This window comes from Virgibacillus sp. NKC19-3, from assembly GCF_019837165.1.
Classification (GTDB): domain Bacteria; phylum Bacillota; class Bacilli; order Bacillales; family Amphibacillaceae; genus Virgibacillus_L; species Virgibacillus_L saliphilus.
Window position 1 is genome coordinate 3030154 of sequence record NZ_JAGYHC010000001.1, and the last position, 15534, is coordinate 3045687.

The window sequence follows — 15534 nt, forward strand, 5'->3', positions numbered from 1 at the left end:
ATAATCTCACTTTATTATGAAAGGACAAATGATTAAAATAACCCCCTCGTTATATAAAACAATTTCGATGAGGCTTTGAAATGAAACTTCAGATACCTTTATGTATGCAATATCCGCCAAATAAATGGTTGCTTCACTTTTCGTAAACGAATCTAATTGAAGATATTCATCCGTTATCGTGATATAAGGATAACCTCGGACCATTTTCAATATATTCGCAACGGCAAAGAAACTAAATAATACCATAATAAACAATGCCAAAGCGATAAATAGTATAGATTCTGCTATATATGCGAGACGCACCATTAGAGCGCCAAAAGCGACAAATAATAATGAAAAAATGATTCCGGGAAAAAGCTTCCCTTTTGAATGATAAAACTCCATTTTATTTTCGATCAAATGAAAAACTCCTTACAATTAGAAATACAGACAGGAGAATTTTCTGTGAACTAATCCCACCACTTGCCAGCTTTTCGCCTGAGCTTCACCCTTCACATGGTTGAAGAGGGAGACTTCTTTCAGACATACTCTGGTTATGATTTGTGGAACTCCTATTCCATAAGATGGTTCCATTGTATGGTATGTACACAATCGTTTATTACCCTTTTGGGGGATTGAATAAACTAATGACAAACTTCCCCTCATGCAGGTTAACATTCACCCCTAGGTCTGAGCCAATCATGAAACCTATTGACTCTCTATCTCATAATAGCAAGTTCTATCTGCCCCATTTCCGTTCCAAAAGTAGTGTCAAATAGAATACCAATATACCCCGTCCTGTACTTCTCTTTCACACTCCCCTTCATACCTAAAATATTCCAGATGCGCTAACGTCTCCCCAATAGCAAACCGGGTCTCATGAATGGTGAGTTCCTTTTTGAAGAGCTTCTGACAAGCTTCGTAAACCGTATCTCCACCACTAATAGCATCGAGCGCTTGCACAAGTCGTTCGTTATGGTGGGATTTTATCTCATCAATCCGCTCATTCGCCCCGTAAAATGGCTCCCCGTGCGAAGGAATTACAAAATCGGCATCCCTCTTCCTTATCTTTTCCAATGAATCTAAATAATTCTTGAGTGGATTTGGCTCGCCATGAAACCAATACGAAATATTCGGCGTAATCTTCGGCAAAATATGATCCGTTGAGAGCAGCGTATTTGTTTCTTCATTATAAAAATTAACCATGCCATCAGCATGACCTGGCGTGAAAATCACCTCATATTCATATTTGCCAATCGGGATCCTTTCCCCTTCCTCAAAATAGTGTTCCACGTTTGGATATGGTGTGACTAGGGGATGAAATCACTTGTATTATTGATCATTTGTGTGGCAATCTTATTCGGAATTCCGGCTAATGCATAGTGATCCTGGAGCTGATTAATAGAATTCTCCTGCCATTGTACCATCGCGGTCTCCGCATCCACCTTGGTCATGGATACACGTGCACCCGTTAATTCCTGCAGTGCACCTACATAACCAAAATGATCCGGGTGGTAATGCGTCACTAAAATATCAGTCACCTTTTTTCCCGTAAGCTCCTCTGTCCATCTGTTTATCGTATCTTTATTATGTAGTCCTGCATCAATCACTTTCCAACCATATTCTCCTTCCGCAAGAAAACAGTTCACATGGTTAAGGCGAAATGGGAGATCAAGTTTTATGAGCTTTAATCCGTATTGTTCCAACAAATCAATCACATCCTCACTTTCTTTATAACCTAGTATCTTTCTTCTTTATCTGAAAGACGAAAAAACACAATCAATAATAGGGTATTTTAGGAAAACAGCTGCATTTTTCTTCCCCTAAAATCTATTATTCCCTTTTTATTATATCTTCCTTTTCACTACCTGCCAATTGACTTTTCACATCGTTATAGGAATATGCAAGCCCCTCTACAATTTCAGCTACGGATTGCACCTTGTGAATCGTTCCGATCCCTTGACCAGCCCCCCATATATCTTTCCAAGCCTTGGCATTTGGCTTGGCTAATTTCGAAAAATCTATGCCCGCTTTCTCTTCAAGCTTATGAGGATCCAACCCTGCCTTTTCGATACTTGGAATAAGGTAATTAGCGTTCACTCCACTAAAGGCATCCGTATAAATAATATCATCCATCGTTGAGTCGGTAATCATCTCCTTATAGGCATCTTCCGCTGAGCTCTCTGTCGATGGAATAAACCGTGAGCCCATGTAAACCAAATCTGCCCCTAAAATTTCAGCTGCCAAAATATCTTCACCTTTTGACATACCACCAGCCAAAACAAGTGGTCCATCCCAGAATTCCCTTACTTCATGCAAAAATGCAATCGGATTTAACACCCCAGCATGCCCACCTGCACCGCTGGCAACCAGGATTAAGCCATCTGTTCCCTTTTCAATTGCCTTCTTAGCAAATGTCGTATTAATAACATCGGAGAAAACAATCCCGTCATATTCATGTACCATTTTCACAACAGGGCTCGGATCACCCAGCGATGTAATGACTATAGGCGGCTGATATTTTTCGATTAGTTTCAGATCCGCGTCAAATCTTTTATTCGTCCGATGGCTGATAAAATTAATGGCCCATGGAGCTATTTTTTTCTCCGGATTTTCTTGTTTGATGTCCGCTAATTGTGTGGTAATTTGTTCCATCCATCCTTCTAAAATAGCATTTGTACGTGCATTCAAAGCTGGAAAGGATCCAATAATACCGGACGCGCAAGCATTAATTACCATATTGGGATTAGAGACTAAAACATGGGTGCCATCATGATAGGTAGTTGAAGAGATTCCTTTATTCGTTGAAGTGCTGATTTTTGCATGTTATCTAGTTCCTTTCGTTATTGGCATGGAAAAAAAGCTGATCTCTTTAAGAAAACGTGCATTCATCCCTCTCTCCTCCTTGGGAATCTGCTTCAATATTTGATTTCATCCGTTCGGGTATTACTGTCGGTTTCTGTTTGCGCACATCAAAATAAACAACCGTTGCTTCCCCTTTAGCGATCATATCTCCCGATTCCTTCTCAACCATTTCCGTGCTCAATGTGACGCTCGTCCTCCCTATTTTTACCACCTTCGTATCAACCTCCAGGGTCTGTCCGAAATACCCTTGCCTGATAAAATCACATTTCGCAGAAGCTAGAATAAATGTAAATTGGCCACTTCGAAAATCTGCACCCCATGTTTGTAAAAATTCAATCCGTGTTTCCTCCATATATTTGAAATAGCTTGTGTTATTGATATGGCCTAACATATCTGTCTCTCCAAACCGTACTTTTATGTCCATATTTGGCTCCTCCTCACCTAATCAACTGCATGATCCCTGTCAAAATCACAGCTGCACATTTGTTAAACCCTTCAGAAAGCTTTTTACCGAACCCATATTTCTCCTTAAAATGTAATAATGATTCGCGAAGATTCTCCTTTAGCCAATTTATCAAATCCTTCATTAATTTCATCCAGTGTGATCTTTTCCGTCACTAATTGATCTACTTGTAGACGATTCCGTTTAAATAGGCTAATAAACCGCGGGATATCCCTAGCCGGAACACAACTCCCGACATAAGATCCTTTTAAAGATTTTTCTTCCGCTGTTAAACTCACATACGGAAAAGAAAAGTGATGTTTCGGGTCAGGTAATCCTGTTGTTACCGTCGTTCCTCCACGCTTTGTTATCGCGTAGGCAACTTCCATAGCCGGTACGGCACCAGCTGTTTCAAATACATAATCAAGTCCACCACCGGTTGCTTCACGGATTTGATCACTACTATTTTCGTCACTGGAGTTAAATGTATCGGTTGCTCCAAGCTCTTTGGCTTGCTTTCGTTTCTTTTCGTTAAGGTCAACCGCTACAATTCTACTCGCACCAGCTGAAACAGCACCAATCAGTGAACTCAAACCAACGCCTCCAAGGCCAACGATGGCAACTGTATTTCCTAATTTTATATTGGCCGTATTCACAACCGCACCGACACCAGTAATCACAGCGCAGCCAAACAAAGCCGCTTGATCGAAAGCGATATCTTGGTCCACTTTGACTACCGAATTTTGTGCTACCACAGCATACTCCGAAAAAGCAGAAACACCTAAATGATGATTAATAACTTCATTTCCCGCATGCAATCGATTCCCACCACTGATTAATGTTCCTGCATTATTCGTCTCGGCACCTGTTTCACACAAAGCAGGTCGCCCTTCTTTACACGGCAGACAATGGCCGCAGCTTGGAACAAATACACATACAATATGGTCGCCCGGTTCTAGGTTGGTAACACCCTCCCCCGTTTCCACTACGACACCCGATGCTTCATGACCCAACGCCATCGGAAGGGGTCGTGGTCTGCTGCCATTAATGACAGATAAATCAGAATGACAGAGGCTTGCTGCTTTTATTTGAATAAGAACTTCGCCTTGTTGCGGTGCATCTAATTCTAATGTTTCGATTTGAATTGGTTGGCTTTTCGCGTATGGAGTATCAAGTCCTGATTCACGTAAGACAGCTGATTTTACTTGCATGTAATCTCTCCTTGTTCAAATTTTCTTTTCTATCAACCTTGTTCCCTATTTTTGCTTTGAAATACCATATTCTATGAAAATTCTTCCATATATTTTCAGAACTTCATTCGACAATATATGATAAAATCCGGGTGTTGCCTGTCACTGAGAGGTCAATCCAGTCGCTCAATAATCGTTGCGTTCGCCATGCCGTTTCCCTCACACATCGTCTGCAAACCGTAACGTTTTCCAGTTCGCTCCATCTCGTGCAACATCGTTACCATTAATCGCCCACCGCTTGCACCAAGAGGATGACCAAGTGCAATCGCACCACCATTTGGATTTAGTTTTTTCGGATCAGCTCCGGTTTCCTTTAGCCAAGCAAGCGGTACCGAAGCAAATGCTTCATTTACTTCAAAAATATCCATATCTTCCATGGAGAGTCCTGCTTTTCGCAATACGTTTTCAGTTGCAGGAATGGGTCCTGTCAGCATTAATGTCGGATCAGATCCAATGACGGAACGAGCGATAACGCGAAACCGAGGTTTCAACCCAAGTTCCTCAGCCTTTTCCCGTGACATCATCAAAATGCTAACAGCACCGTCACTGATCTGACTGGAGTTTCCTGCCGTAATTTTCCCATTTTCAACAAATGCCGGTTTCAGTGTGCCAAGCTTTTCTACAGAGGAGTTTTCCCTAGGCCCTTCATCATCCTTCATTACGGTCTCCGTCCCGTCCGGAAGCGCTACTTTAAGCGGCATGATTTCTTTTGCAAAACGTCCATCTTTCTGAGCAGCCACTGCCTTCTGATGACTTTCCAGAGAAAATTCATCCATTTGTTCTCGGCTAAGCCCCCACTTATCTGCAATTCGGTCTGCAGATATTCCCTGATTGATGATTTCATACTTTGCTGTCAATCGACGGCTTAGCTCAACATCTTGCATATTCGATCCAATTGGGACGCGTGACATATTCTCAATACCGCCGGCAATGACAACATCCATATCTCCGCTCATAATCGCCTGGGAGGCAAAATGCACAGCCTGTTGACTGGATCCACACTGGCGATCAATCGTCGTTCCAGGAACTTCTACAGGATAATCTGCAATCAACGCTGCCTGTCTCGCAATATCAAACGCTTGCTCACCAACTTGGGAAACACATCCCATAATGACGTCTTCTACCAATTCTGATGAAATACCTGCTCTTTTTATCACTTCCTTAAGCGGTTTCGCCGCAAGTTCCTCAGCTCGAACGCCGCTCAGTAATCCATTACGTTTTCCTACAGGTGTTCTGACTGCCTCTACAATGACTGCTTCACGCAGACGCATGTAATCTTCCTCCCTTATTTATCTCGATTTCTTGCTCAGGTCTAGTTTTCAGAAGCACTTATCCAGCACTCACATGCCTACAGCTATCCTCCCATAATCCTGTTCATCATTTCATTCCCCACAGCATATATCTTCCCTATACGCATTTTTGACAACGGTTACATAACTTTCAACATTTATGAAGGCTATATCTTTTTCTTTAGTAAAATATGCAACAAGTAATACGCAATATCTTCGGCGATCTCCGTTTTATCTTGTCTTCCATCGTCCGAATACCATTGCGTTACCCAGTTCATCGCCCCTAAAATAATATTTCGCACGATTTTCACGTCAACCGATTCAAAAATATCTGCCTCGATCCCTTCCAGGATAAGCTGATCAAAGCATTTCCCGTAATCATCCCGCAGCTTAAAAATCGTCTCTATCTGCGGCTCGGAAAAATAGCGTTCCGGTTTAATCATCATTTCAAAGCCACTTCGCTCCACTATAATATATTCGATATGTACAACCATAGCCTGTCGAAGCCTCTCTTGTACGGCCAAGTTCTGACACCGAACGCTTTCTACGTTTTCCATACTACGCTCCAGTAACATGATATGGCTTTGATACAACAGATTTTGCTTATCTTGAAAATAGTAGTAAACAGACCCTTTTGTCATCAGAAGTTTGGCAGCAATCTCTTCCATGGTTGTACCGTCATATCCTTTTTCTGATAAAACGCTTATAGCCATGCGTAATATATCTTCTTTCTTTTTAGCAATCTTCTGTTCGCGTAAAGACATTGGTGCTCACTTCCTCCAGACTATCTTATTTATTATTCTAATAGGTTGTTTTTTGAATGTCAAGTTAATTTTCTGATAACTCGATAAAAAGGGATGAACTTTTGGTTTGCAAAGCCCTATTTTGTGATGAATGATACACAGAAATACAAATGCTTCATCAAATACGAAAGACCGAAGATGCGCCAATATCGTCGGTCAATAATGAATCGCTCCCCGTTAATGAAGAAAAGGGGCAGTGTAAATTAATTTCATAGCCCCCCCTTCTTTCTACTCAGCCAACCGTCGCTTAATCTGATTCACAATTGATTCCACCCATTCCCTCGGAAAAATCAGGCTAGAAAATATTTTTTGTTTGCAACCCACAATTTTGTGGTATACTGTACATAGAAATAAAAGTTCCTCATAAACTAATAAAGACCGAAGATACGTCAATATCTTCGGTCAGCAATGAATCGCTCCCCTTTAAGAGGGGGCAGCACAAGTTAAATCGAATGGACCTCACTCGGCTGGTAACCTAAGGGAGGTCTATTTTTTCTGGTCTATGATTATCACAACAAGTGTTGCGAATGAAATCATTAAAACCATTGTCTCGAAAACAGACATAGGCAACACCCCCTTCCGTCATAGCGTATCGCATGGCACTACAACCGACAGGAATGCGCCGACCCCCCCCTAGAGAAAAACACGATTATTGCCTATTTTAATTATATCACTATCCCTTTTCTTTTGTAAGTTTCAAATAAATTTTTATTTTTTGATTTAATTAAGTATATGTAGCCGTGTTTGTTAGAGCCCTAATGTAAAAAAACTCATTCACAAAAAAGGTTCTCTGTCAAATGTTGGGGTGAGCGTATGCTCACTCCTTATTATTATGCCACCCGAATATCCAGCTTTTTATATTGATGATGCAGTAATACCTTCGCCCGAAAGCGATCAAATCGTTTAAAGCCAAATGCATTACGCTTAAGAACCTTGGTTTGGTTATTAATCCCCTCAATATAGCCGTTATGCAGTTCAAAACCAAACGTATTCATAATTTCCTTCTGCCAATTCTGCAGGGTCCCGATAGCCTGTTCAAATTCCGTAACACCCGATTCTCGAACTAGGTCATAGAATTCATAAAGATGCGCTTTCGTTGCACCCAAGTGTTTCGAGCCATTCTCTTTAGCTGTCTCAAACCATAATCGATAAGCCTCTTTAAGTTGGTAAGCCCGTTTCAAATAGGCGGATTTTTGTAAGTATCGTTCCAGATACCAGGCTTGTTTGTCTGTTAATGTCTCCGGCTGTTTATAAAATACATGTTTCATCCGTTTACATTTTTTGCGATCATAATCATCAAAAGCATTTTGTTCCTGTCTTCTGACCCTTTCTAAAGCCCAATAGATATACCGACAAAAATGGAAGCGATCCGCGATGATAATAGGATGCCCCAAAGCTTGATCAACAGCGGCCTTAAACGAATGGCTCATATCCATCACGACCATCTTTACGCGTTCACCATGTTTCCGTAAATAATTCTTTACCGTTTCTTTCCTACGGTCTGCCAGTATTTCCAACGGTTTTCTATTTACGGGATCGGCAATAATCGTCTGATATGTTTCTCCACCGGCATCCCCTTTGTATTCATCAATGGCAATCACATCCGGTAATGTTTGTGTTTCATCCAACAGCGGGGCCGTAATATAATCGAACCGTCGAATAACGGTGGTTGGGGATGTATCAAATCGATGAGCAACATCCCTGAAACTTTTTCCGTGAATAAGCTCCATCGCTACGGCCTGTTTCATCTCCATGGACTGTCGCTGATAACGCTCCACTAAGGGTTATCCTCATAAAAACGCTTCCCGCAACCGGATCGGCAAACATAGCGTCGCTTACGATAGAAAACATAAACCTGTCTGCCAAATATACGGGTATGTTGAATCTTTTGTACCCGGTAATCATGGACATTTGATGTATAAGCACCACAAGCCGGACAACGATGGTTTTTTACTTCCCTATCAACATGAAGATAATAGATGCCGTCAACTTCTTCTGACTTTTGGATCGTAAAGGCTTCAAATCCTGGTAAATGAATGTTAGAATTCAATTGCACGCACTCCTTTTGTATCTGTTTTTTCGCTAACTTCAGTTTAACAAATAAGGAGCTCGCGTGCTTTATATTATTCAGAAAATGATTCACACCCCAACATATATTGTAGAACCACAAACAGCTCAAAAAGGGTAGTCCCTCTTGAGCTGTCTTTTCACCTATTTAAAATTCACATACATAACCCTACTCCAACACGGTCTTCGCAATATCCTTATCCAATTCCTCAAAGTCGTCTAACGCTATGGTTTCATACAGTTCTTTCCGCGTTTGCATATCAGAAAGCCCTTCCTCCTGGGTTCCCTGTTCTTTGATTAGCTCAAAAATCCGTTCATAGGCTTTGGCTGCTACTCTTAAGGAGGTGACCGGATAAATCACCATATCAAATCCCATGTCCTGAAAGGATTTCGCTGTAAAATACGGCGTTTTCCCGAACTCCGTCATATTCGCAAGCAATGGAACATCTATTTTCGCTGCAAATAAACGAAACTCTTCCTCGGTTTGAAGCGCTTCTGGGAAAATGGCATCCGCGCCAGCTTCCATATACGCGTGTGCTCTTTCTACAGCAGCATCCACGCCTTCTACCGCTTTCGCATCTGTTCGAGCTACGACGACTAAGGTTGGAGCTACTTCTTTGATCGCTTGAATCTTTTGCGCCATTTCTTCTTTCGTTACAAGTTGTTTGCCATTTAAATGCCCACATTTTTTAGGTAACTGTTGGTCTTCGATTTGCACTGCCGCAACATTCGCCTCTACCATTTCTCGGGCAGTACGAGCCACATTGAGCACGCCTCCAAATCCCGTATCAATATCGACTAGCACCGGTAAATTCGTAGCTCGCACAAGATCCCGTGCGCGATCTGCCATTTCCGAAGACGTGACAATGCCAAGGTCAGGCAACCCTCGACTAGCTGTGTACGCTCCACCGGATAAATAAAGCGCTGAAAAACCCGTATTTTTGGCAACTAGGGCAGCCATTGCATCATGTGCCCCCGGCATCTGTAAAATATCCTCTGCTTGAATATGTTTTTTAAATTGGGTTGCTAATTCTTCTTGTGTGACTTGTTGACCTACTATCCATGCCATAGATGTATCCTCCTTACGTGTTGATAAATAATTCTACAAACGCATTGGCATTCATAGAAATAAGCGTTTGGTAATCACTACTTATTGCTTCAATTTTCTTTCGTTGTTTTTCTGGATACTGTGTAGCAAGATTTGCTGCATATTTATCCAAAATTTTAGGGATTGCTTCTTCTCTTCGAAATCTGTGCCCCAATGGATATTCGCATGCTATGTTTTCAGACGCAGTACCATCTTTAAAATGTACTTGAACGGCATTTGCGATGGACCGCTTCTGTGGATCAAGATAATCCTTGGTATATGCTTTGTTTTCTGTGATAACCATTTTGTCACGTAATTCGTCGATGATCGGATCAGCAGCCACATCATCCTCATAATCTTCTGCTTTTATATCCCCTTTTAACAGTCCTATTGCGGTAATATATTGGATACAGTGGTCTCGGTCGGCCGGATTATATAACGGCCCTTTTTTATCAATAATTCGTATTGCGGATTCATGCGTTGTGATCGTTATCTGATCAATGTCATCCAAGCGATTTTTCACTTCCGGATGAAGTTGAACCGAAGCCTCTGCAGCGGTTTGAGCATGAAATTCGGCAGGATAAGCTACTTTAAATAATACATTTTCCATCACGTAACTATCAAGTGGCTGGCTCAAAACGAGCTCCTGCTTATGAAATAAAACATCTTCAAAGCCCCATCCTGGCGCACTTAATGGAGTTGCGTATCCCATTTCCCCTTTTACAGCCATCATTGCGAGGCGAACGCCTCTACTCGTAGCATCTCCGGCAGCCCAGGACTTCCTGGAACCTGTATTTGGTGCATGACGATACGTACGCAGACTGGAATTATCGATCCAAGCATGCGACAAAGCATTGGATATTTCCGCGTGTCCCCCGCCCAGCATCTTCGTTACCACAGCTGTTGTAGCTATTTTGACATATAATACATGGTCGAGGCCGACACGATTCAAACTATTTTCCAGTGCAAGCACCCCTTGTATCTCATGTGCTTTAATCATTGCTTCCAACACTTCCTGAACCGTCATCGGATCCTCGCCTTTAGCAAGACGCTGCTGACTGACATAATCAGCTACGGCAAGAATCCCACCGAGATTATCAGACGGGTGCCCCCACTCTGCCGCAAGCCATGTATCATTATAATCTAACCAGCGGATCATTGCACCGATATCAAAGGCCCCCTGAACAGGATCGAGCACATGAGGCGTTCCGGGAACCCGTGTCCCATTTGGAACAACCGTACCAGGTACAACCGGCCCAAGCAGTTTTGTACATTCCGGATAATTCAAAGCTAAAATGCCACACCCAAGCGTATCGATTAGCACATAGTGTGCAGTCGAATACGCTTCCTCACTTGTTATTTCCTTATTTAATACATAATCTGTAATTTCCTCTATGATTGCGTCTGTCGTCTTTTTTTCTTCTAATTTTACCATTGCGAACTTCCTTTCATACGTATAATCATCTCACACTCAAATCCATAAGCGCTAATATTTATCATCTATACATCTCGTTCACCAATATACTTAACCCTTGGTCTGAAAAGTCGATTGTTTTCATGTTGCTCCATAATATGTGCACATAACCCTGCAGTTCTAGAACTGAAAAAGATTGGTGTATATAATGGAATCGGAATGCCCAACATCCAATAAACAGGTGCAGCATAATAATCCAGATTTGGATACAATCCCTTCTCTTCCAGCATTATTTTTTCGCCTGCCTCACACATGTCAAGTAGCAAAGAATCACCTTTGATGTCACATAATTGCTTCAAGGACTCCTTCATAATCAGTGCCCTTGGATCCATTTTCTTCATATAGACGCGATGCCCGAATCCCATAATTTTCTCTTTGTTCTGTAATTTATTTTTCATGATTTCTTCAAATTCATGAACAGACGCTGCTTGCTTCAACATATACATCACAGCCTCATTCGCACCACCATGTAAACTCCCTTTTAATGATGCAACTGCACCAGTAAGTGCCCCGTACATGTCCGATTGGGTGGATGCAATAACCCTCGCCGTAAATGTTGAATTCGGCATCTCATGCTCACTATATAGGAGAAGAGATCGGTCAAAGATTTCCGCTTCCAGCTCAGAAGGTTTTTTGCCTGTAATCATGTATAAAAAATTAGCACTATAGGCTAAATCCTGATCTGGCTCAACAGGGTTTTGATTATTCAATATCCGGTAACTATTCACAGTAATGGCAGGAAGCTGCCCCAAAAGTTCATAGGCTCTATTCTTATTTACAGCAACAGACCGGTCATCGATTGATTCATCAAACCCAGCAAGCACGGATATTCCTGTCCGTTGTCCATCCATCGGGTGTGTCTGTTTAGGAAGCAAATGAATGATATCGGTTACAATTTGCGGAATTTCATAATTTGACTTAAGTTTTTCCTCGACGGCTATCTTTTCAGCAGATGAAGGAAGTGCTCCTTCCAATAAAAGATATACCATATCCGCATACGTTTTTCTTGTCGATAATTCAATCAGGTCATGGCCTTTAATAATAATTTTTTCCAATTCTGTATCCAGCAGAGAAATCTCTGTCTCTGCTGCTATAATACCTTCCAATCCAGGGGCATACGTTTCTTTTGTCTTCATTAAAAATCCTCCTCATCGTTTGAGTGATTTTGCTATCTTAGCGAGTCATTTCGCTAATTTCGTATTTTTTCTATAATTCTATTATACCGTTGATTCGATAATTAAAAAAATATATAATATTTATTACTAGTCATAGATTTTTTTAATACCGTAATCGCTTTCAAGCACTAAGCCTAAAAGGGGGATAAAGATGAACTATCACGATTGGGAAATGCTGTCTACATTGCATGCCACAGAGAATATTACACAAGCGGCACAACTATTGTTTGTATCACAACCTACATTGACATCACGTATAAAAAAATTAGAACACCATTACGATGCACCGTTGATCATGCGAAAGCAAAAAGGAATCACGTTCACCCCTGAGGGCGAAAAATTAGCTCAACATGCTGAAGCGATGTTAAATGAACAACGGAAAATTGAAGAAAGCATTAATAATATGAAAAGCCGTGTAGCAGGTACCCTACGAGTAGGAGCTTCCAATTTCTTTGCCTTAAATAAAATGCCCAAATTACTGCGCCTATTCAAACAACAGTATCCGGATGTTGAATTTGAGGTCGTAACAGGATGGAGCAGTGAAATGCATCGATTAATTCTAAATCATGATGTCCATATCAGCTTTATCAAAGGAGATTATACATGGAAAGAGAAAAAGGAACTGCTTTACGAAGAAGAAATCTCCGTAGCATCTCCATGGGAATTTACATGGGGGAGCTACCAACGTTACCACGAATCGACTATTACACCGATGAAAACATGAGAAACATTGTGGACCATTGGTGGTATAGAAACTATAATCAAAGACCCCATATCAACATTCAAGTGAACCAAGTGGAAACATGTAAAGAAATGGTTATTAATGGACTGGGATATGCTATTTTAGCGAATTTGGTTGTTCGTCCTTATCCGGAACTTGTGGTTAAACCCCTCCTCCATCCTTCTGGTGAACCTATTACTCGGAAGACGTGGATGTATTATCATAGCGATTCCATGCAGATGAATATCGTGCGAGCGTTTGTAGATTTCATTCGAGGTGTAGATGTGAAAGGGGTATGAGGGTCTCCAATTTTAAAATGATGCAAATAATATTAGATAGAGACAGAAGCTAAGCTCATAAATTACGCCTACATGGATCTGTGAGAAGGGAATACCATGCATGAAGGAAAATTGCCCTTCTCCATGATCCAACATAAAAGGAATTAAGGTTCTTTGAAAAACGCATCAACGAATTCCTTGGAAACATCAGCTAACCGTTTATATTTATATTGTTGGTTTTTTTCTTTATCAATGAGTACGGATCGAATACCTTCAAAAAAGTCATCATGTCGTATAAAGTTATTTGCTAGTATGGAATCCGTTTGCAGGCATTCTGCTAGTGTTTTCTCTTCACCTCTGATTAATTGCTCTAAGGTAACCTTCAATGAAACAGGCGACTTCGATACCATTGTTTCTCTTGTTTGTACCGCAAAATCACTTGTGTCACTTGCTAGTGATGCTATGATTTTTTCTACTGTATCGTACGAAAAATGCCGATCAATTTTTGCTTGTACATTTGCTAATTCTCCATTTTCTTCCGGATGACTCGTATACTTATCCAGGAGGTGCTGAAGTTTTTCCCCCGTATTTTCCGTATGCCAATTTATTTTTTCAAGTTCCTTCAATAAGTCTTCTAAACGATTACTTGGAATAAAACGATCAGCACCGTTTATATATAGCACATCAGCCGCACGCAGGATAGATGCTGTTAATGCAAGATAACGACCTGTGTAGCCTGGTGCCTTGTTTAAAAAGTATGCAGCACCAACATCCGGGAAGAAACCAATGTTCATTTCCGGCATGGACCACTTTGTGCGTTCGGTTATGATGCGATGACTGGCGCCATAAGACAGCCCTACACCACCTCCCATTACAACTCCATCCAAGCAGGCAATGATCGGTTTTGAAAATTGTGAAATAAGGAGATCTGTTTTATATTCCTCTGCAAAGAACTGTTCTGCCGCCTGTAATGCATCCTGTTGCTGCTTTCTTGCTTGATACAATGTTTTAATATCCCCACCAGCACAAAAACCTTTGGAACCAGCTCCTTGAAGAATAACGATACGAACGGTATCGTCCTGATCCCATGTCATAAGCTTTTGTCTAATGGGTACGAGCATATGGTAGGTTAAGGCATTTATCGCCTTTGGTTGATTCAATGTAATAGTAGCAATGCCATTTTCACTCGTAGAGAATAATACGTCATCCATGTTGGTATACACTCCTTTATTTTCCTACCGTTACGGGAACGATTAAATAAGTAAGACTAAGATTTACCCGACAAGTTCTCCGCTGAGACGTAGTCCACTTTAAGAATGGTTGAACTGAGGCTTTCTCTTTTCGACGAAAGCTTGAACCCCCTCTTTTGCATCGGTCGTCAGAAAAAGGTCGGCAAACTGGTTACGTTCTCTTTCTAAGCCATCTTCAAGGGGTTCTTTAGATCCTTTTACAACACATTCAATGACTCGTTTCACCCCGGTCATACTTTTTCCATCTACAAATGATGTTGCAACCGTTACTGTTGTAGAAATAAGATCTTCTTCCGGTACGGTGACTTGGACGATATCCAGATCCTGAGCTTCTTTACTCGTTAGTTGTTTACCTGTAAGGATAATATCCAATGCTGTTGCTGTATTGGTAATTCTACTCAATCGCTGTGTTCCTCCGAAAGATGGGAGCAGGCCCAGTTTCAATTCAGGGAGACCAAATACAGCACCTTCCGAGGCAATTCGATAATGACATGCCATCGCTAATTCCATACCACCACCTAATGCTGGACCGTTAATGGCTGCAATGACTGGTTTCTGTAAGCCTTCAATTTCATTACAAAGGGACTGACCTGCTTTGGATAGTTCTAACCCTTTCTGCGTATCACCAAGAGCAGGAACAAACTCCTTGATATCCGCGCCAGCTGAAAAGAAGCGTCCTCCCCCCGTAATGATAAGTCCGTGTATATCCTCTCTGGTTGCTACATCCTGGATAGTTGCCCGTAACTCTGAAATACATTTTGTAGATAACGTATTGGCAGGTGGCGCATTTATTTCCACGATTGCTATATTGCTTTCATATGTTAAATTTAAAAACTGGTACTCCATATAATTTC

15 protein-coding genes and 1 pseudogene are annotated in these 15534 nt (G+C 41.3%); 2 read left to right on the forward strand and 14 right to left on the reverse strand.

The features are described 5' to 3' along the window. Positions 1-6: 6 nt before the first annotated feature. The 12 genes and pseudogenes from KFZ56_RS14680 to mmgD form a co-directional block, all read right to left on the reverse strand. Positions 7-399: an STM3941 family protein gene (locus tag KFZ56_RS14680; RefSeq protein ID WP_222642687.1), complete on the reverse strand. Its 393-nt coding sequence runs from the start codon at positions 397-399 to the stop codon at positions 7-9. A 351-nt stretch (positions 400-750) separates the two neighbouring features. Beyond that, positions 751-1272 carry an MBL fold metallo-hydrolase gene (locus KFZ56_RS19615; RefSeq protein ID WP_309228306.1) on the reverse strand — a complete coding sequence of 174 codons (522 nt, stop codon included), beginning with the start codon at positions 1270-1272 and terminating at the stop codon, positions 751-753. Between the two features lie 17 nt (positions 1273-1289). Continuing rightward, on the reverse strand, positions 1290-1688 hold the full coding sequence (locus tag KFZ56_RS19620; RefSeq protein ID WP_255585156.1) for an MBL fold metallo-hydrolase: 399 nt from the start codon (positions 1686-1688) through the stop codon (positions 1290-1292). Positions 1689-1812: 124 nt separating this feature from the next. Further along, complete coding sequence (locus KFZ56_RS14690; protein WP_309228307.1) at positions 1813-2670, reverse strand: NAD(P)H-dependent flavin oxidoreductase; 858 nt, start codon at positions 2668-2670, stop codon at positions 1813-1815. Between the two features lie 181 nt (positions 2671-2851). After that, complete coding sequence (locus tag KFZ56_RS14695) at positions 2852-3268, reverse strand: acyl-CoA thioesterase (RefSeq protein ID WP_222642689.1); 417 nt, start codon at positions 3266-3268, stop codon at positions 2852-2854. Between the two features lie 104 nt (positions 3269-3372). Continuing rightward, entirely contained in the window at positions 3373-4497 is a 1125-nt protein-coding gene (locus KFZ56_RS14700) for a zinc-dependent alcohol dehydrogenase family protein (protein WP_222642691.1), read from the reverse strand. A gap of 152 nt (positions 4498-4649) precedes the next feature. Continuing rightward, entirely contained in the window at positions 4650-5801 is a 1152-nt protein-coding gene (locus KFZ56_RS14705; protein ID WP_222644008.1) for a thiolase family protein, read from the reverse strand. Between the two features lie 191 nt (positions 5802-5992). After that, positions 5993-6589 (reverse strand): TetR/AcrR family transcriptional regulator, encoded by a 597-nt coding sequence (locus KFZ56_RS14710; RefSeq protein ID WP_222642692.1) that lies wholly within the window; start codon positions 6587-6589, stop codon positions 5993-5995. An 869-nt stretch (positions 6590-7458) separates the two neighbouring features. Continuing rightward, a pseudogene (locus KFZ56_RS14715) lies at positions 7459-8684 on the reverse strand (ISL3 family transposase). 180 nt (positions 8685-8864) lie between these two features. Next, positions 8865-9764, reverse strand: a complete 900-nt coding sequence (gene prpB, locus KFZ56_RS14720) for a methylisocitrate lyase (RefSeq protein ID WP_222642693.1) — start codon at positions 9762-9764, stop codon at positions 8865-8867. A gap of 13 nt (positions 9765-9777) precedes the next feature. Further along, positions 9778-11217 carry a bifunctional 2-methylcitrate dehydratase/aconitate hydratase gene (locus tag KFZ56_RS14725; protein WP_222642694.1) on the reverse strand — a complete coding sequence of 480 codons (1440 nt, stop codon included), beginning with the start codon at positions 11215-11217 and terminating at the stop codon, positions 9778-9780. A gap of 65 nt (positions 11218-11282) precedes the next feature. Then, positions 11283-12392, reverse strand: a complete 1110-nt coding sequence (gene mmgD / locus KFZ56_RS14730; RefSeq protein ID WP_222642695.1) for a citrate synthase — start codon at positions 12390-12392, stop codon at positions 11283-11285. Positions 12393-12582: 190 nt separating this feature from the next. Here mmgD and KFZ56_RS14735 point away from each other — a divergent pair, with 190 nt between their 5' ends. Then, positions 12583-13155 carry a LysR family transcriptional regulator gene (locus KFZ56_RS14735; RefSeq protein WP_255585157.1) on the forward strand — a complete coding sequence of 191 codons (573 nt, stop codon included), beginning with the start codon at positions 12583-12585 and terminating at the stop codon, positions 13153-13155. Between the two features lie 8 nt (positions 13156-13163). After that, positions 13164-13451: a substrate-binding domain-containing protein gene (locus KFZ56_RS19625; protein WP_309228308.1), complete on the forward strand. Its 288-nt coding sequence runs from the start codon at positions 13164-13166 to the stop codon at positions 13449-13451. Positions 13452-13594: 143 nt separating this feature from the next. Here the strand turns inward: KFZ56_RS19625 and KFZ56_RS14740 are convergent, their stop codons facing one another. After that, complete coding sequence (locus KFZ56_RS14740; protein ID WP_222642696.1) at positions 13595-14641, reverse strand: enoyl-CoA hydratase/isomerase family protein; 1047 nt, start codon at positions 14639-14641, stop codon at positions 13595-13597. Positions 14642-14740: 99 nt separating this feature from the next. Then, positions 14741-15526, reverse strand: coding sequence for an enoyl-CoA hydratase-related protein (locus KFZ56_RS14745; RefSeq protein WP_222642697.1), 786 nt, complete (start codon positions 15524-15526; stop codon positions 14741-14743). Positions 15527-15534: the final 8 nt, after the last annotated feature.

Bases quoted from the DNA above. Each gene is read 5' to 3' on its own strand.
- KFZ56_RS14735 (WP_255585157.1), top strand. From the start codon at position 12,583: ATGAACTATCACGATTGGGAAATGCTGTCTACATTGCATGCCACAGAG.
- mmgD (WP_222642695.1), bottom strand. From the start codon at position 12,392: ATGAAGACAAAAGAAACGTATGCCCCTGGATTGGAAGGTATTATAGCA.
- KFZ56_RS14740 (WP_222642696.1), bottom strand. From the start codon at position 14,641: ATGGATGACGTATTATTCTCTACGAGTGAAAATGGCATTGCTACTATT.
- KFZ56_RS14700 (WP_222642691.1), bottom strand. From the start codon at position 4,497: ATGCAAGTAAAATCAGCTGTCTTACGTGAATCAGGACTTGATACTCCA.
- KFZ56_RS14695 (WP_222642689.1), bottom strand. From the start codon at position 3,268: ATGGACATAAAAGTACGGTTTGGAGAGACAGATATGTTAGGCCATATC.
- KFZ56_RS14710 (WP_222642692.1), bottom strand. From the start codon at position 6,589: ATGTCTTTACGCGAACAGAAGATTGCTAAAAAGAAAGAAGATATATTA.
- prpB (WP_222642693.1), bottom strand. From the start codon at position 9,764: ATGGCATGGATAGTAGGTCAACAAGTCACACAAGAAGAATTAGCAACC.
- KFZ56_RS14745 (WP_222642697.1), bottom strand. From the start codon at position 15,526: ATGGAGTACCAGTTTTTAAATTTAACATATGAAAGCAATATAGCAATC.
- KFZ56_RS14725 (WP_222642694.1), bottom strand. From the start codon at position 11,217: ATGGTAAAATTAGAAGAAAAAAAGACGACAGACGCAATCATAGAGGAA.